This window comes from Virgibacillus oceani (genome assembly GCF_041521345.1).
Lineage (GTDB): Bacteria > Bacillota > Bacilli > Bacillales > Amphibacillaceae > Virgibacillus_N > Virgibacillus_N oceani_A.
In genome coordinates this window covers 1-20452 of sequence record NZ_JBGOHB010000003.1, presented here as the reverse complement: position 1 = coordinate 20452, position 20452 = coordinate 1, and the positions used below count along the sequence as shown (strand labels likewise).

Genomic DNA, 20452 nt, shown 5'->3' with positions numbered 1-20452 from the left:
TCACCCTAATGTTCTGCCTTCTTATTTTCTTAAATTCTGCACGTATAAATGATCACATGGAGCAGATACTTTGAAATAAGACTATTTCTACATTAAAATAGCATTATAGTTACTTTAGACAACTAAATTATTAAAAGGAGGAAATGAAGCATGGACAACAAAATTGTATTAATTACAGGTGGTGCAGGCGGAATAGGACAAGCCACTGCCCAGTTATTTTTAGACAATGGAGCTAAAGTTGTTTTGGTAGATATTAATCAGGAAGCTTTGGACAATGCCAAAAGAAACTTAAATGCAGATCAGAATAATATTAAAGTCGTTCAAGCAAATGTGACCGACGAAGAAGATGTGAAAAATTATGTAAAAGAAACTGTAGACGCGTTTGGAAAAATTGATGTCTTCTTTAACAACGCTGGTATTAACGGACCATTTGCGAATATTAAAGATCTGGAAAAAGAAAAATTCGAGCAGGTAATGGGTATTAATGTTACTGGTGTATTTCTTGGTCTGAAGCATGTGATTAAACAAATGGAAGAACAAGGACAGGGCAGCATTATCAACGCAGCATCCAATGCAGCTTATATTGGGTCAGCAGGAATGCCTGGATACATTGCATCAAAACATGCTGTAGCAGGTTTAACAAAAACAGCTGCACTGGAAACTGCGGAAAATGGCGTAAGAGTTAACGCGGTTGCACCGGCAGCTATTGATACACAAATGCTTGAGGACATCCAAAATAACATATCACCAGGTGATCCGGAGACATCCGCAGATGCAATTAGACAAGGAATTCCTCTCGGCCGCTTCGGTGCACCGGATGAAGTAGCTCAGGTTGTCTATTTCCTAGCCTCCGATCATTCTTCTTTTGTAACAGGGTCACTTTATAATGTGGATGGCGGTATGCAGGCGGACTAATGATAATTGATCGATTAATATAAAGGCTGGTTTGCTCTTTGATGGGCTGCCGGCCTTTTTTACATCAATGGAGGTCTTAAAGGAAACAGAAAATGCAGTTCACCGAATAATTTACAGGTTCCGCAAGCACTACACTACATCTTGCGCCCCTCCACAATTCCTTGTTTACCAGAAGTCTGCTTAGGGAAAGTAAAAAACAGAAGAAATCCAGGAGGAAAATACATGATGGAATTTTTACGACTAGTGATCATTGGAATCATAAGCGGATCTGTTTTATCCCTCTTCATGGAGTTAGTCCGGATACTGACTGGAAACCCTGCCTCCATATTACTGTACAACCTGGATTATATGCCTGTTTTGAAGAAATGGAACCACAAACGAGGAACAGGCTGGGCATTTCACTTTACCACCTGTATTGCAAGTGTGGTTGTGTTGTTTTACCTGCTCCGGCTCATTTCATGGGAGTATTATATTTTTCCTTATGTATTCACCTATACCGCCGGCAGTGCCTTATTATTTTTCCTCAGTGCGCTGACCAAAACACCGCCTAAACATACGGATGGATATGCATGGCTGCACTGGACAGTCGGACATGGCATCTTTGGCATAATTGTGGGTGTGTTGGTGAGGTTATGGGTGTGAGGTGCTTATTCTCCCTTTGGCAGATAAAGCAAGGAACCCTTGGAATCCCTTGCTTTTTTCTAAATTTGCATTTCATAATTTATTTTATTCTTTAGCCAAATCCTCACGGTCAGCTGCTTTTGGCGGTTGTTCCATCCACCCTTGATCAATCATTATATTAGCCCCGTCCTCCACATATAAACCAACATCCATGAGAAACTTAGCATACATTCCGCCAATATCACGTCTTCCATTAAGAGAGAGACCATTTGCGTACGACCTGATTTTCATGGAGAACATGTCAATTTTATGCCACAGCATTAATTTATCTGAAAACGGTGGCTGTGTGGAAGTAGTCACCAAATTATCCAATAATGGAGGCGAGGGCAAACCGTTTTTATTGAGCTCCTGTGAACTGGCTTTTATATGCTTCATCGTGATTTTCTTTCCTCTTAGAAAGTACTCCTTTACTTTTTCTTTTTGCGCCACTTGACTAAAACCAACTAATAACGCCTTACTGGTAACATTATTTTCTATATTGTCATATAGGTGTGTTACTTCAAGGGCATGAAGCGGCCTGATATCCCCAAAAAATCCATTCAGAAAGTTTTGTTGCTTTACAAAATCAACTTTTTCCGGTGTTGAAATATTTGGCGGTTTGGCCAGAAAACCTTTTGCTTCTAACACTTCATTAATATCCAAAACCAGTTTCACTGTAGATTGGAGTGTATTTATAAAGAAATCTTTTACATCTTTTCTATTCATAATAGGTATCGCGATGGAATAAACACTCATTCCCGCTTTACTTGTATATTTAAGGTAGTGAAGATAAAACTCATCGGAAAATAGCCTTGGTGCATCAAGGTTCACATCTTCCTTTGTATACCCTGCTGGCACTGGAATGTTTTCGCGATTAATTATATTTTTTACATCTTTAACGATTTTTTCACTTAAATGGAGGGCACTCTCCACGACTTTTTTAATATGCTCATCCTCTGTATGTTGGTGAAAATAACGCAAGATACAAACTGCCATCGTATTTCCCATATATACCGCCCAGAGTTTACCCATTTCGGCAGCATTCAGTTTATTATTTTGATCGGTTTTGTTTAGCTTCATAAGGAAAAATCCCTTCAACGAATTTTCTTTTAGTTTGATCCGGAAAAGGAACTTTATTCATTGCGAAAACGAACCAAAGTAACTTATAGTTTATATATGGTTATTCAGAAGGATAATAGGGTGAAAAATAACAAACAACCGATTCTCCAAATAATAAAACAAAAACAAGATAGCACGTAAAAATCATTACAGAAAGTGCTATCCTGTTTGCTCCATAATCGCAACCTTTCATGGAACACCTATTTCGTATTTACCAATATTTTGCCTCGCTTAAATTGACAAATCAAATGATAAAAATTCAGGCAGTTCTTGTTCATGTTTGTCGAGCATAATCTGTTCCGGCTTGATGCCTTGCTCACGTAATACTTCAATGTTCTGTACAAGGAACTCATCACTGCCGACAACATAGAAGAGTCCATGCTTGTCTGCAGCAAGATTTTTCACTTCTTCATAGTAGTTCTTACGGTTATCGACAAACTGTGATGTGAACTTCTTGTCAGGTGTGGGTTCAAAAATATTAGTGAATAAGAAATCCTTTGATGAATCGATATTCAAGGAATGCATGTGATTGACACTGTTAGCACGTTCAAAATAATCAAGCACAAGCGGTCTGAAAGTTGCCAAACCGACACCTGAAGAGAGCAGGTAAACATTTTTGTTTTCTCTTTTAAGCGGTACATTCGAATGCGTTTTAAATACTGCAACTTCATTGCCGACTTCAAAATTTCTTAAAATCGTTTTAAATTCAGAGCACTGCTCTCTGATACGTGTTGTGATGCCGATTGAATTTTCTTGCGGTAAAGTGGAGATGGACATATGGCGAATCAGGCTTCGGTTTGGTTTATCTCCGACATTAAAACCTTCCAGTGCAAAATGGATGTGAGAACCTTCTTCCCAAGTATAGCCTTCCGGACAGTCAAGCAAGTACGTTTTAACCTCAGGCGTTTCTTCAATAATCTTATTTATTTTAGTCCAATATATTTGCATTTTATATTCTCCTTACTCCATTGTTTATATCGTTACTGTCTAATATACACTAAATGATAATAATTCTCAATTAAACAGATTGATTACTTTAGATAATTTTTGCAACTTGAATTTACTGACGGTTTAGAGAAAATCTTGAACCTTAATAGTTCATTGTTCCTAATATTTTGTTCAAGCTATTATACTCACGGTCAGCTAGCGAAGTGGTTGAAATTATGAAGACAGAAAAAAACACAACCCACCTTGTCAGCAGTTCTATCTACACTTGACTATTACCTTTGCTCCAAAAATGCTACAATGTAGATATAAATGTAACTTCAATACTTTTTATGCTGATAAAGTCGGCAACATTACGGTAAAAGGAGTGGAAATAATGAATCAAACCCAATTCGAAAAAGTCAAAAATGGAAAAGGTTTTATTGCAGCACTGGACCAGAGTGGGGGAAGCACACCGAAAGCACTGGCTTTATACGGTGTTGAAGAAGATGCGTATGCCAACGAGGATGAAATGTTCGACTTAGTACACGAAATGCGGAAAAGAATTATCACATCCCCAGCTTTTGATTCAGATAAAATTTTAGGCGCTATCCTGTTTGAACAAACAATGGATAGCAAAATAGAAGGAATGTATACAGGTGATTACCTGGCTGAAAAGAAAGGCATTGCCCCTTTTCTAAAAGTGGATAAAGGCCTTGCTGAAGAGTCCGGCGGCGTGCAGCTGATGAAACCGATCAACGATTTGGACGAAATACTGAAACGTGCCAATGAACGACATATTTTTGGTACAAAAATGCGCTCTGTTATTAAAAAGGCCAACCCGGAAGGCATTAAAGAAGTGGTGGAGCAGCAATTTGAAATTGGAAGAAAGATTTTAGCTGCAGACCTCGTTCCAATCATTGAACCGGAAGTGGATATTAACAGTCCGGAAAAAGAAAAGATCGAGGAAGCACTAAAAACAGAACTTCTCGGTCACCTAAACAGCCTAAATGATGATGAAAATGTGATGCTGAAATTAACAATTCCATCACAAGCAAACTTGTACAAAGAGCTCATTGACCATCCAAGAGTGATACGTGTTGTAGCCCTTTCCGGTGGATATTCCACAGAAGACGCCAACGACAAACTAAAAGAAAATGATGGACTGATTGCCAGCTTCTCCAGAGCCTTAAGCCAGGATCTGAATTTTAACCAGTCAGACGAAGAATTTAATGCAGCGTTGGAGAAAGCAGTAGAATCCATTTACGAAGCGTCTGAGTAACATTTTGCATGGAGGGTTTTGACTACGGGAGCGGTTTTAATGACCGCTCCCTTTTTTGTTATGAAAAAATCTTATTAATCTGTTCGATTTCTTCCTCTGTTAAATGCACGTCACTCACTTTCAAATTGTTCCTCACCTGTTCCGGACGTTTTGCACCGGGAATGATGGCGTCAAGAGAAGGGCGTGAGAAATACCAGGCAAGCACGACATGTGCAATATCTGCTCCTTTTGCTTCAGCTATTCCACGAAGCTGTCCGACTTTTTCCAAGTTGAGTTTGAAGTTCTCCCCCTGAAAGCTCGGTTTGTTTGCACGGAGATCCGTAAAAGTCATATTCTCATCATATTTTCCTGCCAATAGGCCGGATTCAAGCGGAAAGAAAGGGATAAATGTGATATTTTCTTGTGCAGTATATGGAAAATAGATTTCTTCAGCTTCTCGTTTCAGCAGATTATATTCGCCCTGCAAAACGTCCACATACCCATCTTTATTCGCTTCCTTCAACTGATCTATTGAGAAATTGGAGACACCGATGGAACGGATTTTCCCCTCGTCCTGTAATGCTTTTAACGCACCAACTGCTTCATCTTTCGGCGTATCCTCATCTGGATAATGAATATAATATAAATCGATGTAATCAGTTTTCAGGCGTCGCAGGCTTTTCTCTACGTCCTGCTTTAGAAAAGAAGGAGTGTTGTCCGTTACGCTGTTGTCTCCCTCAAATTTAATACCGCCTTTTGTAGCAATCACGATATACTCTCGCTGATATTCCTTTGCTACCTCACCGATGAGCTCTTCTGAACGACCCAAACCATACATGGATGCAGTATCAAGGTGATTGATCCCATGATCGAGTGCAGCTCGAACCGTATTTTTTCCTTCCTCTTCATCCAGGATATTCGGATAAATATTATGGCCTCCGACAGCATTTGTGCCAAGACCTACAGGGGTTACAGAGACATCAGATTTCCCTAAATTAATTTGAGTTACCATTGGTGTTCCGCTCCTTATAGAAGTTATTCTATTTACATTGTCACTTTATGATGATGGCCTTAATGGGCGTAAATGAAGAAGACTACCAGACCATTCGACAAAAAAATTGACGATTTTCCAGGTGTGACAATTGCTTTGCGGTAGGGCTTTTAGTGCAGTCCCAGCCATCCCTCTACAACTCAAACTCCCAGTCTTCTTTCATTTTTAAATATAACACAAGCAGCACGTTTTCCAACTCGTAAACTGATTTTCCTTTTGTTTCTAAACCGATTTTCGGCAGCAAAATTTCCGCCATCTCTATCGTGAGCTGGCTCCGCTGGACATCACGCAGCTCGATAAGTTTGGAACTGTATGTCCGCAGCAAATTATATTCCTTTGATCCAAGTGTATTATAGGCTAGGTTATCTATATAAATACTATCCTTATTAAGGCCGCGATGTTCCATTTCCTTATCCATCGCTGATTTTTTCTTCCGTTTCCTACTATCCTCAAGCACGACAACCGTTCCTGCAGCCATATCACCCAGCCGCTTGTGTTTCGAATGAAAAAACACAAGAATAATTCCCAAGAAATAACTCGTCGGCAGCATGTCAATGATACGCAGCAGATTTCGGATCAGTGCTGATATCCATGTAATACTGTGCCCATTTTCCTGAATAACACGAATCCCGACCATATGCTTTCCAACCGTTTTCCCATTAAAGAAATATTCAGCCGCAAAAAAATAACCCCAATTTATGACGAATATGGCTATGATAAAAGTAGCTATCAACCAGCCCGAATCCATCATAACCCATATATTATTACTCGTTGAAAACACAAGCATTAAAACAAGTGCTATATTAGCAAGTGTTACGATTACTTGGTCAATAATCATTGCCGCTGCTCTCGATCCCAGGCCGGCTAGGCTGAATTGAAGGGAAACAAATTCCGGTGTGTTAATATCTATCTGTTCTTGTTTCATGCACTTCTCCTCAACTTTCCTTCCATCTTCTCTTATCCAATAACAGCTTACCCCAAATAATATAGAGTAATAACCCGATGACAGTCACTAATGCTACAATATATTTTATTTCCAGTGAAAGGTCAGCCGGGGTAATAAATCCTTCAATCATACCGGCTATAATGAACAAAGGAATCGTACCGAGGAAAAGTTGCACCGACCGCTTGGCATTTTCCTTCAATTGATAGCCCCTGGTATACTCGCCTGGCACGAACAGCTTGTAGCCCATTAAAAGTCCTGCTCCACCGGCAATGAAAATCGCTGCCAGTTCCACCATGCCATGCGGTACAATGAAGGCCCAGAAATCATAGGTCATGCCTGCATGCCAGTATACAGCGGCCAGACCGCCAACAATTAATCCATTATAAACAAGAATATAAATGGTACCAAGTCCTAAAGTAATTCCACTAGCAAATGCCAAAATCGCAACCTGAATATTATTCGTCATAATTTGAGCGGACATTAATGAAGAATCAATCGCATCAAACCCCTCACCAATTTGCTCAGGGTCAACCCCACCAGCCATCTCATCCGGCATCACAGCATAAAAGTGGAGCGGATCCTCCACGACCGCAAGAAAAGCCGCCATCAAACCAAACATAAACAACAGCATGGCAACCACAATAAATTTCCATTGTTCCAGCAACAGTCCAACAAACTTTGTACTGAAAAAATACCGTATTTGCTGAAAGCTGGTCACCTGATCTTTATACAACAGATTATGCGATTTGGAAACAAGCCCGTTTAAATATCTCGTAACCGCTTCATCGGGAAAATAAGTCTGACTATAAGATAAGTGCTGCGCGGCCTTTTGATAAAGCCGCTGAAATGCAGAAATATCCTCCCCTGTCACCTTTCTTCCTTTTTTCCGCAAAAGTTCGGCATACTCCTCGAGTCGTTTCCAATCCTCTCGGTGCCGTTTCACAAACTGCCTCATGTTCATTTCATCACCCACTTCCTCTTCAGACACCCTACAACCCCTCGACAAAACTCAACATTTCCCGGGAAATGACATATCTTTACGGTGGGACGAGCATTTAGCTCAGTACCCATCACCGTTACAAAATTCGGGTGGTGACAAGCACTTCCCATCACAGCAATCCCTGATTCATCCAGTGAATATACTGGGATACTGCTTCTGTTGCCAGCCTTTCTTCCTTTGCTTCGATCATCACAAGTCCTTGCGCTTCCCATTTTACTTTTTCCCGTTTCTTCAGCTGCACCTGCTGCTGGGCAATCGACTTCCGCATTGCAAGCCGCACATTTTCAGGAGACTGTTTTGTCTCTTTTTCCAGTTCTGCATCTTCAACCCCGATCATAAGAAACAAATGCTTTTGCCGTAATCGCCATACATAATGCAACGTACTTTCTTCATGTAAAAATGTATGAATATCGCTAAACAATAAAATTAAGCTGCGTTTTTTCTGCACAGTCTGCAAATAACCCAGCACCCCGGCATAGTTGGATTCCTTTGCATCCGCCTGGATATGATATATAGACTGCAGGATTTTCTGCAACTGATCCATGCCTTTTTCCGGAGGCACATATACTTTGATGTCATTGGAAAATGCCAGCACCCCAACATAATCACCATTTTTAAGTCCAGCCGCAGCCACCGTGATGGAAGCTTCCAGCGCCTTTTCCAGCCGGTTTCCCTTTTTCAGCTCCGCACCCATCATGCGCCCACAGTCAATTAAAATGGTTATATATTTCCCGTGCTCAGGCTCATACTCATTCGTCATAACTTCCTGCAATTTTGCCGTCTGCCGCCAGTTAATCATCCTTGGATCATCACCAACGACATAATTTCTCACTCGGGAAAATTCTCCCGCACCACTCTTATGCCTGCGGATTTTCATGCCTTCGTGCAGCAAAAACTGTTGGGCATTTTCCAGAAATTTTCTCGTCTCCGTTAAATCCGGGATCACTTTTACCGTATCACGCTGCGGCACAGCCGTCTGCTTTTCCCAAAGACCAAACCTGCTGGCATAGCGGATATACAGTTTTTTAAGCTCGTATTTCCCCCTCACCGTTGCAAGTGTTTCATAGATAACCCGGTTAACTGTACCAGCATCTGCCACTCCCAGCACAGGGAAATGCTGCTCAAAAGATTGCGGCAAGTCATCAATGAAACGAAATCTGCATGGATACTCGGACTTGTTTTTAAACTCTACTTCCACCTGGTAGCCAAGCCCACGCTCCAGTTCACCTGGAACATGTCGGACCGTCTGTATATCCTTTCGCCTCGGCACAAAAAACAAATCAAGAAAAGATGCCAGGATAAACAGCACATTCACCGAAATAAGAAACACCCAGGAAACCCCTGTTATAGACAAGAGCAACAATGCTAAAGACAACAGCAAATAAACAATTAATAGCCTTCTGGAAGGCAAAATCCCCTTATCTAGGAACAGTAACTTGGCCCACAAGCTCCTCGATGATTTGGTCAAGGCTCACACCCTCCAGTTCCATTTGCGGAGAAATTTGAATCCGATGCCTTAATGCCGGCTTAGCGACAACTTTTACATCATCCGGTGTAACGTAATCCCTTTCCAGCAAATAAGCCCAAGCCTTAGCCGCTTTTGCAATGGAAATCGCCGCCCGCGTACTTGCCCCGAACCGGATTGACTCACTTTCTCGGGTTCTCCTCACCATCTGCATAATATAGCTTAAAATATCATCACTAATCGTGACAGCCTCCATCTCTTCCTGAATCGTCCGAAATGCCGCCAAATCAAGCACCGGTTCCGTCGATTCATCCGTATTCCGGCGGCCGAGCACTTGCCTCAGCACATTCGTTTCTTCCTCCAACTCCGGAAAATCAATCGTCAGTTTAAATAAAAACCGATCCTGCTGTGCCTCTGGAAGCGGATATGTTCCTTCAAATTCAATTGGATTCTGTGTTGCCACTACGAAAAACACTTTCGGCAATGGATACGTCTCTCCCTGAATCGTTACCTGTTTTTCTTCCATTGCCTCCAAGAGTGCAGCCTGTGTTTTGGCAGGTGTCCGGTTAATTTCATCCGCCAAAATAATATTGGCAAAAATCGGCCCCTTCACCGTCTGAAACGTATTTTCCTTCATGTTAAATATCGTGCTGCCTGTAATATCGGACGGCAGCAAATCCGGGGTAAACTGAATCCGGTTAAAATCTCCGCCGATTAAATTGGATAACGTTCGTACCATCTGCGTTTTTCCCGTCCCAGGGACACCTTCGATTAACACGTGCCCGCCTGATAATATAGCAGTGAGTAACAATCTTAGATTCGTTTTCTGACCAAGAATTCGTTCTTCATATGCATTAATTAGGGTCCTTAGCTGACTGTTCATTCCTCTTCCACCTCTCGCACTAGCCGGTCGAGTTTTTTAGACCAGGCTAAATATTCCTGTTTGTTGACAGATTCCTTGTTTAATAGTTTCGTAAGCTCCAGTGTAAACATACCTACCTCTTCAGCCGGTATTTCCTCAACCTTATGTTTCAGCAGCTCCGTCGATTCCTGCCAGCTTCTCCGGTAAGGGATGCCCCACTCTTCCTGCAGCAAAAGCTTTACATAATCAGCCTGCAGCCGCAGTGAATCCTGATATCGCCTGCCTCGCTGGTACCATGCAGCAAGCGCTGTCGTTTGTTCATTGCTAAAGCGTACCATCTCTTCCCTCGGCGTTCGTACCGGTCCAAAGCGCTTCCCTTTAGACAGGAGCCATAGCAATGTCAATACACCAAGCTGCAACACGAGGACAAGCATCCATTGCGGATACATGCTCACTGCAGTTGGACCACTTCCTCCACCGTGAACATATTCATCAATGAAGATACTGCTATATTCCTCCTGCTGCATAAGGAGAGAAATAATCTCTACATGTTCTTCCTCGGTTATGTATTCATTTGCCAGCCACACCGGTGAATTCACCGCAATTAAACTGCCATCTCCATAGGAACGCTCTAGCGCAATAACGCCAGCATCATCTTGCAGCAGTACTTCATCTGTATTTTCATCCTCTATCCGCATTTGTGAATGAACCAATGCGCCGTATTCCTCATCCTGCTGTCCTCTTACCGTTATCGCTTCATCTGACATTTCCAACCCAGGTCTTACAGCCAGGTCAAACATTGCTTCCGGATTATTTTTAAAAAGCAAAATCGTATTTCCGGCTTCCATATAACGAATATATTCAGCCATCTCTGCCTGATCAGGTACGAAATACGGCTCAATCATAAACAGTAAATCACCATTGTCTTCTGCCGGCAAAAGCTCCGGTTCATGTTCCCACCTTTCCACCTCAGCATTTTCCTCTAAATATGTATAAAATGCCTTCGTCCCTGTTGGGGAAGGAGACTCGGAAACATACCCCGGATATTCCTTGGGCTGTTCTGATGATAAAAAATAACCGGCAACTACAAACAGCACCACCAAAACGCCCAGCCAAATCCAAGTTTTTTTATTTGATGATTGCACTCGCTCCCAAGCCTCCTTCTACACGCCTTGAGCTTCTTTTTCACTCGAATCGTCCATCCACCTACGCACACTTTCCCTGTAACGCGCATATACTGCTTGTTTTATTTCATGTTCACCATAAACAGCTTCATCAAATGTACGGGCAAGCTCAAAGAAGGCTGTCGCCCGCCGCCTATCCTTTTGCTCAAGCTCCGCAAAATAATCCCAGTTCGTTTTCCAAACATGCGCTTGAAGCAATTCACGGTCATGAAAATAAAGCAGCAATGCCAAAAACTGATGCCTTACAGCGAGCGAATAATCTTCGTTACCCGCCTTTTTTTCCGCTTCCTTCAAATGCCGCTCCACCGACCATTCCAGCTCGTTCACAGACTGAAATGGCTGCTGTTCTCTCAGTGCCCGCTTTCTTCTTGTGGAACGCACAATGAAAAACGCCACAACGATCGCCAGTAAAATAACGACACCGATCAGAATAACAAGCAAAGTATCTGCAAAAGCATTCGACGGATCAAGCCCTGAAAACAATTCGTTCAACAATTCCCAGAACCATTCTGTGATATTATCCCACAGGATTTGGAGAAAATTTCTATTTTCCTCGTAATAAATCTGGTATTCTCTCTGACTTAAAATCTCCTCAAACCTTTCCGTGGCTCTATCCGGATTTTCCATAGCCTATCACCCGATCAGTCATTTTGGTACTCATCAATCATTTCTTTCAAATCGTCCCCATCCTGTCTCAGCTTCAAATCAAAATAAATTACAGAATAAGCAACCGCATTAATCATTGAAACCAGGATGACTACCAAGTTAACAATGATCATATACAGGACACTATTCCCAAGTATAAGGGCAAAGATCCCATCTATCGCTGCAGCAAGGATCATGGTAATCAGAAATATGACGAGAAATAATCCAAATACTCTCCACGTATTTTTCCTCGTTAAACTCCAGCTTTGCGGGATACCCGGAAAACCTTCTTTAAATGCAACAGCCGCCAAAAAGAAACCCCAGCGGGTAAACAGCAAAAGAAGCCCAAGAAAAATCCCAAACAACATAGCGAGTATCATGATAATAGCCATGATTGGCTCAAAAAACACAAAGGAACTAGCTGGTAGTACAATAACAATAAAAGCGATAAGCGCAATGACACCAAAGATGATCCCCATCAGAAAAGTGCTTCCTACCAAGGGTAAAAACCTGGAAAAAGCCTGCTTTATTAAGCTTCCCGCCGTAAATGATTCCTGCTTCCGAATACGATCTACCCCAAATATAATCGAAGCAGCAGCAAGCGGGCCAAAAATAGCGATCAGTAAACTCAGCACATTACTCATGCCGACACTCATCCCAATGCCTTCATCAAAGCCTGACATCACCTCATCAAACCAACTACCGCCCGCCCCTGCCTCTCTAAAAAAACTGGAACCTGAATTTAATAATAAGAGTGCCTCAATCAAATAAATTGGTCCAAGCAAAATTAGAAACACAAGAAAAAACGTTGAAAAATTGCTCTTCAGCAGCTGGAAGGTATGGTCCAATATTTCACTGAACCGCTTCTGCCTGCTAAACTGATCCTTCATCTTTCCATCCCCCTCATATGTAAAAACAATCTAATTGTTATTGTAACATTAGATGGAGTGTTTTTTTAGTGCGGGCTTTCTTGGAGGTGGAAAGTGATTTATCTTTTCATTTTTATGCTACTTAAAACTATCATAAATTAATTACTAGAAATACCAGGATAAGAAGTAGAAAGCTTTAACCCTCTAGACCATGGACATGTATTCCATTAAATTGAAGATGCTCTTTTCATACATGACGGGTGATAATGAATTGCATAATGTCGCCTCGGGACTTTTACCTTATTTTTTATAGTTAGCACACCAAATCAAATGACAAGTGTTGTTAATTTTTGCTGGATACATGAGATTTATCTATATTTTTTGTGACATATGCTCTATAAATCACCCTGGTTTAAGTGCTAAGGCACTAGTTATCTTTATAAATTCTACTTTCCATTAATAATTCGCCAAAAAGTATTACTATATATTCAATTTCCATTTTTTTGAACATTTTTAGATCCTTTTATGCTACTGTTTATGTGTAAATTACTACAAAAAAATCAACTGGGAGGTGGCGGTTATAAGGTTGTTTTATTTATCTAATGGTAATTCAAGGGGGCCGATCAACTTAATGTCATGCTGTAGCTTAAGAGAGAAATAGCATTGGGATTGTTTTATGTATGTAACTCATTTCTTATCTATTACTACCCCAACAAACCCGGCTGTATTCCATAAGTAAGTGATACAAACGAAAGTTACCAATAATACCGTTTATTTAACACCATAGAAGTTTTAGACTTGCAAATTAATCAATTTAATTGGAGGCTAAATCTATGAAACTTGGAAAAAGAATAATAATTATATTACTTAGTTCGCTTATCCTTTTCTCACCTGTAGCAGTATTTGCTGCCGATGGACCTGGATTATCTGATTTTCCTGAAGCGATAGACGAGGAGTCTTGGATGCTTCCGCGTGATCAGACTTGGGATGACTTTAATGAACTTCCAGGGATAAACTGGAATGATGTAGAGGTAGAGCCAGAGAGAGAACTTAAGGGGGCATTAGTTCTTGTTGATTTTCCTGACCTGCAGTTTCAGGTACTAAATGAGCCTGGGACAGATCCAGCAGGAAACCCGCAAATAGGCAATGTTCCTGAAGAAGATCTCGTCGATTTTTGGCTGGACTACCTGAATACACCACAAGAACTAAATAATTATCGTACGATTAGCGATTTTTGGAGAGAAAATTCTTATGGTAAATGGGAAGTAGAACTTGATGGGTACGGCGTTTACCGTATGGATCATAATGAATTCCAGTATGGCATGAATGAATTTGGCCAGCAGTCATTCTTACCTGAGGGATACGATCCAAAAAGTCTACGTCCTGAAGCGGTTGCTAAAGCACAACCGGATTTGGATGCTTCTGGCGTAGATTATGACTTCATTTTCATCCTGCATTCCGGGTATGCTGAAACAGGTGTATGGCAGGAGTTTGGCGAAATGATGTTTATGGGTCCTGAAGATATCACAGACGAATTTGGCCCACCGGCAGAATATGGATTAGAAGAAAATTGGGTGACTACCCGCTATGTGCCATGGACTTCCTGGTATGCAGCAAAATCTATCTGGTCCAGTGCCAGAGGCAACACTTCCATCCAGGGATCAAGTAACGGAATGGCTACGTATGCACATGAATTCGGTCATCTTATGGGGCTAGGGGACAACTATAATAACCCGCAAGCTGACCCGCCGATTCGGACTTACGCTGGCTCTTGGGAATTAATGAGCAGCGGCAGTTTTAACGGACCGGGCGGGGGACACACTCGTTGGATGATTCCGGCAACACAAGGAGGATCTGTGCCACCTCACCATATGCTGCGAAATAAAATCAAGCAAGGTTTCTTGGATGAGGATCAATATATAAATGTGAATCGTGATGACCTTGAAGAAACCGGACCAATTTTTGCTGACGTATTAAGCCGCTCTGTTCCAACAGGCGAAGAATTCGGACGTGAAGGACTATACGGAATCAACATTGAAATGGTCGACCATACACCGCCTAACTCTATTGAAGATGACTGGCGTGCAGATATGTTCCGTGGTGCAGAATGGTATAACAACTATACGATAGAAGTTGTTGATCAAGTTGGCTATGACTCCTTCACGCACGATAACGGGGTACTGATGGCTAAAACGAGAAATAATGAGGCAGCACCAAACATCTGGGTTATTGATGCTCAACCGGAAGATATAGATATTGTCGACTTCACCCGTCCTGACGGGTCAGAAGCTAATTTTTCCAAAGGATCGTTGGAACAATTAGTCGATGCAACATTCAAGGCAGGTACAGATGAAGGCGTTGTCAATGAATATGTGGACGAGCATAACCGACTTCACTTCTATATTCTGGATAAAATTGTAGCCGAGGACGGGGCACTTTCTTATCGTGTAGCTGTCCGCCACCTGGATGGAGCTGGCCCATATGAACGTGGTCTGTCTGTTGACACTGGTTCATTAGAACATGCTGTACCAGGGAATGTAGGAACATATAACTTTAGCGTGACAAATACTGGAGAAGAAACAGATATTTTCCGTGTTAATGCATCCACTGAAGCAGAGGCAGAAGTAAATATATTAAATAACTTTGTTGAAGTAGAACCTGGGGAAACAGTGGATGTCCCGGTTTATGTTGAAATTCCTGAGTCTGACATGAAATCAACTGAGCTTACTTTTACAGCAACATCAGAAACTGACGCTGAACAATCTTCTTCAAGTGTTCGTGGAGTAGTAGCTTTGGATAGTACAATGGAAAGTCTTCAAATACTTGTTGATCAGCTGAATGAAGAAGGGGAGATTACAGGTGGTACTGCACTACATCAATTGGAGTTACATTTGACAGCGCTCGTCACTTTTGAACAGCAAGGTGATAGTGAAAAGGTTGCTAACCATTTGAATTCGCTAACCGTGTTGGTTGATCATTATGAGCAAGAAGGAGATATTTCTGAGATTGCTGCTGGTATTCTCTTGGACTATGTGGAATTTATAAGTGGGCAGTTGGGTAGTTAGTAAGTTTATTTAAATTTTAAAACCCCTATGATAGGTTATCAACTTGTCATAGGGGTTCTATTTTTAATTAGTTTGTGTCGCAAGGAAAGTCACGCAAATTCGGTCTATTAAAATTAGGATTTGTTAAGGCACCAATTAGATTTTCAATGTTTTGCTTTGTAATAGTAACAATTATTCGTTAGATAAATTAGGATAATCCTGTTTTTTGAATCTGTTTCCTGTATTAACATAAATGAGTGTAAATACGACTATGCCAATGAATAAGACAAGTCCTAAGACGAATAGCCAATTAATTTCATATGCTACACTGGGTATCCAAAAAAACATACTAAATGATAAGGCAAACATCATTTTCCCCATAAACTTGGAGAGAGCCACTGAGTCATATTTTTTCTTTTTTTCTGGTGACATAGTATTATATCCTGCTATTAGAGAAGAACCATTGCCATTGATTAAAACAATTCCCAAAATAACAAAAAATAAAATACAAAAAGCTATTATCATTGCAGCAATTTTATCTTCCATCATACTTTCTCCCCTCAAAATCGATGATAATTAAGCAATATGGCCTGAATAAGGCAATATTGCTTAAGAAACAACTTTATTGTAACAGCCACATTATCATTATAATCTCTGTCCAACATAAAATAAGTCATCATTTGAAAAAGAGATCATTATCCAGCAAATACGTAACAAACTTTCTGCCTACCGTTTCCGGGCTTGTATAGGAACTTTCCTCCAATGACTCAGTAATTGTTAAAATCATTTCCTCCCTCTTTTTATGAAAAACTGCCACAAACAATGAATCACGGTCGTCAAAATACCTGTAAATGAAAGCTGGGGAAATACCGGCTTCTTTAGCAATATCTCTTATCCCTACATATGAAATTTTATGGGTACTGAATAAAGTAATTGCCGCGTCTAAAATAATGTTTCTTCTCGCTTGTTTCTCTTCTTTTTTTAATTCAGCAAGGGTTTTTTTATTGTCCATTGTTTTCACCTTATTGTTAGAGTTAAATTGTTGGTTTTAGTATAGCATAATTGTATGGTGATGTTTGATAGGTGAGAACAGAAAAATGGAAGCTTTGACACTTGAACCATACTCACAATTATAGTAATTGGTATTAAGGTAGTTAGTCTTGTGTAATTTATTTACTATTATAACAAAAGCCTTCTTTTTATTTGGATGGAATGGCAAATGAATCAACAGTAAATCTAATAATTTTAAATTAAAGCTAAAAAATATGAAGAAGAAATGATATGATAAGTGGAGAGGATATAATTACCTATTATGAGGAGGAAGAACATGGGTAATAAATACGATTTAATTATTGATAAGGCAAAAGATTTTTTTAGAAAAGAAATTGCTCCAAGTCATATCTCTAATACTGAAAAACTAACAAAGCTAAAAGAATTTACCCTAAATCCTTTTTTAGATAAATATAAAGCTAGTTTTCTTACTGGCAATGATGATCCCGAGAGCATAGCTAAAGCTTTAATTTATCCTAGAGTTTTAGGCACTTCTATTAATACTACTTTCGGGAACAAGCTTCAAAAGTTTTGTAGTGAAGTCTTAGAGGGGTTTGCATCAACAACATCCGGTATTGATATTGAATATATTGATAAGTTAGATGGCAAAAGGAAATATTGCCAAATTAAAGCAGGGCCAAATACTATTAATAAAGACGATGTCGATACAATAAAAGGACATTTTGCAGGAGTTATACATCTTGCAAGAACTAACAACCTAAATATTGGGTTAAATGATCTGGTAGTAGGAGTATTGTATGGTACTCCTGAAGATTTAAGTGGGCATTATAAAAACATAAATGATGAATATCCTGTAATAATTGGTGCTGAATTTTGGTATAGGCTCACAGGTGAAACAGACTTTTATCAAAGAATTACTGATGCTATAGGAGAAGTTGCTTCAGAATATGATAGTTCTGAACTGATTGAAAAAGTAATCAAATCACTAGCAACAGAAATAGAGCAAAGTTTAGAACCTAAGAATTTAGAGATAAGAGAAGTTGCTGAGAACAAGGAAAAGTATAATAAGAATTAAGAGCGAGTGAAGATTAACTACACCCGCCCCTTTTTAGTTAAGCTTGTTAAGAACATTAATAATAGATAAGCCAATAGCCTTCGCCATATTTACTGGTACTGCATTACCGATTTGTTTATAAGCATTACCCACGGAGCAGGCAAATTCCCAACTATCGGGAAAACTCTGTATTCTTGCATACTCTCTGACTGTAAAAGGTCTTGTTTCATCAGGATGGCACCTTTCTGTTTGTTTTTGCGAAGGTGAACAGGTTAATGTTAAAGATGGTTCATCCCATGATATTCTTCTAGCCATTCCTGTCCTACCTCCTCCTGAGTAATAGCTTTTACCCATATAACCTTTAGCTGTCTCATCAGGGAGGTCTCTCCAATAGCCACCAGCTGGGACTAGTTCAAGAACTTTTCTTTTAGACTCGGGGTATCTTGCACCTTCTGATTCAGGCACATCTTTAAGAATATCCTTTAGTGTTAGTTCATAGCCATAAGGTTTAGGGAATAGATATTCTAAATTTTCATGTTCTGCTAAATCATTTCTGATTCCTACAATAACTATTCTTTCTCTTTTCTGAGCTACATCATAATCTAATGCCTTGAGTACTTTCCATTTTACTGTATAGCCAATTTCAGAAAATACATCAAGCATGGTTTTCAAGGTGTTCCTTCCATCATGATTAACAAGTCCTTTTACATTTTCAGCTAAAAACATTTTTGGCTTTAATTCTTTAAGTACTTTTGCATAATGGTAAAACATTGTGCCTCTAGCATCCTGTAAACCACCCTTTTTACCTGCGTAACTAAATGCTTGACAAGGATAACCACCCGACAATAGATCTAATTCTCCAACAGTAGGAGAATCAATATAATTTTCAATTCCATATTCAGTAACCTCTTCAATATCTTCCTGAATTACATTCCAATCAGGTCTATTTTTTCTTAGGGTATTACAGGCATGTTTGTCTACTTCAACGTTGCCAATAGTATCAAAGCCTGCCTGCTCCAATCCTAGTGCTAAGCCCCCCGCTCCTGCAAATAGTTCTAATACCTTAAAATCCCTACTTGCTTTAATATTTCTTACCTCAACAAAATCATTACTATCTTCTTGTTTTTTTTGATTTTTGTTATTTTGGGGATAAATAACTTTTTTTTCTTTCTCCTCTACTTCAAAATCAAATTTTAATTGTCCGTTGTTACCCACTATGTCATCCAACTTTACATCAAGAGTTTCACATAGCTTTAAAGCATTAGATTTGATAGGATTATACCTAGGTGAGAGTAGCATAGATAGTTGATTTTTACTTAAACCTATTTGCTCAGCTAATTCTTTTTGAGTTGATATACCAAGTTCTTTCATATGTGATCTTACTTTTTCCTTATCTATAGTATACATATATACCCCTCGCATAGTTAAATATTATTTTAACTTTTATAAGGGCATTATAATTCTTTTGTGATGACAAGTCAACACATATACCTACATGTCGATAAAATTTTCCCTATTAATTCTATTCTATTGGATCCTTTTTACCTAACAACGAAACTCTCTATACCTAACTAATATTTATTCATTTTTAATCTCATAACCTAATTCCCTTGCCCGATCAATGAACTTATATATATTTCCTTTCCCCCACTGGGTTGTAACAGCAATTACACTTTCGTCTCCTAACTTGATCAATTCGTCTTCTTTGATGTAGTATCTTTTATAACCTGTTCGATCATATATTTCAAATGCTTTTTCATTTGTTGCAAACACACCAGTCGGACCCTGTATATCATCAGGAAAATCTTGTTTTAGTTCAGCATAGCTTTTTGTTTTATGAGTTGCCACATAATCTTTCATTACTTCTAATACTAATCTTCCCTTGTTGTATTTTTTACCTTCATAAATAAATTTGCTTCTATCAAAATTTCTGCTCTTATTATTAAAAATTGTATCGGTTATTACATATACTTGGTTGTCCTCCCCTCTGTACCTGGAAATAGTTAACGCTGCTACTGGAATATTGTTTTCTACTTGGTAACCGCTTGATAATTTTTCCTCAAGCTCTGCCGATATTGAGGAACCAACTATTACTCCAACCCACTTAACATCCTTATAATCCACTTCAATATTAGGATTAGTTTGTACGTATGTATCAAAAAGCTGTTTCTTCTCTTTCATATAATCTTCCAATTGTTCTAAATGTAATGGAGTTAATATGCCTATTTTTAGTTCAACCACACCAAAAGTATCTTGTCCATATTGGACTAAAATGTCAATTCTGCCGTCAGAATATTTCCTCCCACCTTTTAAAGAGGTTCTCACCCAAAAAGGTCAAAAATCCCACCAACTAGACTGAACAATTCGTTATAATAGGTATAGAATAACTTGTTGGAGGTTATCCCATGTTCAGACCAGGCAAAAAAGATATTCAAAAATCGT

19 protein-coding genes are annotated in these 20452 nt (G+C 39.6%); 5 read left to right on the top strand and 14 right to left on the bottom strand.

Translation table 11 applies throughout. The features are described 5' to 3' along the window. Positions 1-150 precede the first annotated feature (150 nt). Positions 151-915 carry an SDR family NAD(P)-dependent oxidoreductase gene (locus ACDX78_RS03300; RefSeq protein WP_486025341.1) on the top strand — a complete coding sequence of 255 codons (765 nt, stop codon included), beginning with the start codon at positions 151-153 and terminating at the stop codon, positions 913-915. Between the two features lie 222 nt (positions 916-1137). Next, the gene (locus ACDX78_RS03295; RefSeq protein WP_486025339.1) at positions 1138-1557 is read left to right on the top strand and encodes a hypothetical protein; all 420 of its coding nucleotides are present in this window, start codon (positions 1138-1140) and stop codon (positions 1555-1557) included. An 84-nt stretch (positions 1558-1641) separates the two neighbouring features. Here ACDX78_RS03295 and ACDX78_RS03290 read toward each other — a convergent pair whose 3' ends face one another. Further along, complete coding sequence (locus ACDX78_RS03290) at positions 1642-2655, bottom strand: DUF3231 family protein (protein WP_486025338.1); 1014 nt, start codon at positions 2653-2655, stop codon at positions 1642-1644. 270 nt (positions 2656-2925) lie between these two features. Continuing rightward, positions 2926-3642, bottom strand: a complete 717-nt coding sequence (locus ACDX78_RS03285) for a dihydropteridine reductase (protein ID WP_486025337.1) — start codon at positions 3640-3642, stop codon at positions 2926-2928. Positions 3643-4015: 373 nt separating this feature from the next. Here ACDX78_RS03285 and ACDX78_RS03280 point away from each other — a divergent pair, with 373 nt between their 5' ends. After that, on the top strand, positions 4016-4900 hold the full coding sequence (locus tag ACDX78_RS03280) for a fructose bisphosphate aldolase (RefSeq protein ID WP_486025336.1): 885 nt from the start codon (positions 4016-4018) through the stop codon (positions 4898-4900). Between the two features lie 58 nt (positions 4901-4958). On the opposite strand, the gene ACDX78_RS03275 is transcribed toward ACDX78_RS03280, so the two are convergent. From ACDX78_RS03275 to ACDX78_RS03240, 8 genes are all read right to left on the bottom strand, one after another. Further along, entirely contained in the window at positions 4959-5891 is a 933-nt protein-coding gene (locus tag ACDX78_RS03275; RefSeq protein WP_486025334.1) for an aldo/keto reductase, read from the bottom strand. 172 nt (positions 5892-6063) lie between these two features. After that, positions 6064-6855, bottom strand: coding sequence for an RDD family protein (locus ACDX78_RS03270; protein ID WP_486025332.1), 792 nt, complete (start codon positions 6853-6855; stop codon positions 6064-6066). Positions 6856-6865: 10 nt separating this feature from the next. After that, positions 6866-7837, bottom strand: coding sequence for a stage II sporulation protein M (locus ACDX78_RS03265; protein ID WP_486025616.1), 972 nt, complete (start codon positions 7835-7837; stop codon positions 6866-6868). A 148-nt stretch (positions 7838-7985) separates the two neighbouring features. Beyond that, positions 7986-9206 (bottom strand): DUF58 domain-containing protein, encoded by a 1221-nt coding sequence (locus tag ACDX78_RS03260; RefSeq protein ID WP_486025330.1) that lies wholly within the window; start codon positions 9204-9206, stop codon positions 7986-7988. Between the two features lie 88 nt (positions 9207-9294). Continuing rightward, a complete protein-coding gene (locus ACDX78_RS03255; RefSeq protein WP_486025328.1) occupies positions 9295-10224 on the bottom strand; it encodes an AAA family ATPase in 930 nt (309 codons plus the stop codon). Next, entirely contained in the window at positions 10221-11348 is a 1128-nt protein-coding gene (locus tag ACDX78_RS03250) for a DUF4350 domain-containing protein (protein ID WP_486025327.1), read from the bottom strand. The genes ACDX78_RS03255 and ACDX78_RS03250 overlap by 4 nt, the downstream gene beginning before the upstream one ends. A gap of 18 nt (positions 11349-11366) precedes the next feature. Then, complete coding sequence (locus ACDX78_RS03245) at positions 11367-12014, bottom strand: DUF4129 domain-containing protein (RefSeq protein WP_486025325.1); 648 nt, start codon at positions 12012-12014, stop codon at positions 11367-11369. A 14-nt stretch (positions 12015-12028) separates the two neighbouring features. Then, positions 12029-12922 (bottom strand): hypothetical protein, encoded by an 894-nt coding sequence (locus ACDX78_RS03240; RefSeq protein ID WP_486025324.1) that lies wholly within the window; start codon positions 12920-12922, stop codon positions 12029-12031. Positions 12923-13734: 812 nt separating this feature from the next. Here ACDX78_RS03240 and ACDX78_RS03235 point away from each other — a divergent pair. Beyond that, complete coding sequence (locus ACDX78_RS03235) at positions 13735-15966, top strand: M6 family metalloprotease domain-containing protein (protein ID WP_486025322.1); 2232 nt, start codon at positions 13735-13737, stop codon at positions 15964-15966. Positions 15967-16137: 171 nt separating this feature from the next. Here the strand turns inward: ACDX78_RS03235 and ACDX78_RS03230 are convergent, their stop codons facing one another. Further along, positions 16138-16491 carry a DUF3784 domain-containing protein gene (locus tag ACDX78_RS03230; protein ID WP_486025320.1) on the bottom strand — a complete coding sequence of 118 codons (354 nt, stop codon included), beginning with the start codon at positions 16489-16491 and terminating at the stop codon, positions 16138-16140. Between the two features lie 130 nt (positions 16492-16621). Further along, the gene (locus ACDX78_RS03225) at positions 16622-16957 is read right to left on the bottom strand and encodes a TetR/AcrR family transcriptional regulator (protein WP_486025319.1); all 336 of its coding nucleotides are present in this window, start codon (positions 16955-16957) and stop codon (positions 16622-16624) included. Between the two features lie 315 nt (positions 16958-17272). On the opposite strand from ACDX78_RS03225, the gene ACDX78_RS03220 reads away from it, so the two are divergent. Beyond that, complete coding sequence (locus ACDX78_RS03220; RefSeq protein ID WP_486025317.1) at positions 17273-18031, top strand: PmeII family type II restriction endonuclease; 759 nt, start codon at positions 17273-17275, stop codon at positions 18029-18031. Positions 18032-18064: 33 nt separating this feature from the next. On the opposite strand, the gene ACDX78_RS03215 is transcribed toward ACDX78_RS03220, so the two are convergent. Then, entirely contained in the window at positions 18065-19417 is a 1353-nt protein-coding gene (locus ACDX78_RS03215; RefSeq protein WP_486025315.1) for a DNA cytosine methyltransferase, read from the bottom strand. A gap of 171 nt (positions 19418-19588) precedes the next feature. Further along, positions 19589-20251 (bottom strand): hypothetical protein, encoded by a 663-nt coding sequence (locus ACDX78_RS03210; RefSeq protein WP_486025314.1) that lies wholly within the window; start codon positions 20249-20251, stop codon positions 19589-19591. Positions 20252-20452 lie beyond the last annotated feature (201 nt).

Coding starts and splice junctions, on each gene's coding strand:
- ACDX78_RS03245 (WP_486025325.1), bottom strand. CDS start 12,014: ATGGAAAATCCGGATAGAGCCACGGAAAGGTTTGAGGAGATTTTAAGT.
- ACDX78_RS03280 (WP_486025336.1), top strand. CDS start 4,016: ATGAATCAAACCCAATTCGAAAAAGTCAAAAATGGAAAAGGTTTTATT.
- ACDX78_RS03300 (WP_486025341.1), top strand. CDS start 151: ATGGACAACAAAATTGTATTAATTACAGGTGGTGCAGGCGGAATAGGA.
- ACDX78_RS03220 (WP_486025317.1), top strand. CDS start 17,273: ATGGGTAATAAATACGATTTAATTATTGATAAGGCAAAAGATTTTTTT.
- ACDX78_RS03275 (WP_486025334.1), bottom strand. CDS start 5,891: ATGGTAACTCAAATTAATTTAGGGAAATCTGATGTCTCTGTAACCCCT.
- ACDX78_RS03230 (WP_486025320.1), bottom strand. CDS start 16,491: ATGGAAGATAAAATTGCTGCAATGATAATAGCTTTTTGTATTTTATTT.
- ACDX78_RS03240 (WP_486025324.1), bottom strand. CDS start 12,922: ATGAAGGATCAGTTTAGCAGGCAGAAGCGGTTCAGTGAAATATTGGAC.
- ACDX78_RS03290 (WP_486025338.1), bottom strand. CDS start 2,655: ATGAAGCTAAACAAAACCGATCAAAATAATAAACTGAATGCTGCCGAA.
- ACDX78_RS03265 (WP_486025616.1), bottom strand. CDS start 7,837: ATGAACATGAGGCAGTTTGTGAAACGGCACCGAGAGGATTGGAAACGA.
- ACDX78_RS03270 (WP_486025332.1), bottom strand. CDS start 6,855: ATGAAACAAGAACAGATAGATATTAACACACCGGAATTTGTTTCCCTT.
- ACDX78_RS03225 (WP_486025319.1), bottom strand. CDS start 16,957: ATGGACAATAAAAAAACCCTTGCTGAATTAAAAAAAGAAGAGAAACAA.
- ACDX78_RS03255 (WP_486025328.1), bottom strand. CDS start 10,224: ATGAACAGTCAGCTAAGGACCCTAATTAATGCATATGAAGAACGAATT.
- ACDX78_RS03285 (WP_486025337.1), bottom strand. CDS start 3,642: ATGCAAATATATTGGACTAAAATAAATAAGATTATTGAAGAAACGCCT.
- ACDX78_RS03235 (WP_486025322.1), top strand. CDS start 13,735: ATGAAACTTGGAAAAAGAATAATAATTATATTACTTAGTTCGCTTATC.
- ACDX78_RS03295 (WP_486025339.1), top strand. CDS start 1,138: ATGATGGAATTTTTACGACTAGTGATCATTGGAATCATAAGCGGATCT.
- ACDX78_RS03215 (WP_486025315.1), bottom strand. CDS start 19,417: ATGTATACTATAGATAAGGAAAAAGTAAGATCACATATGAAAGAACTT.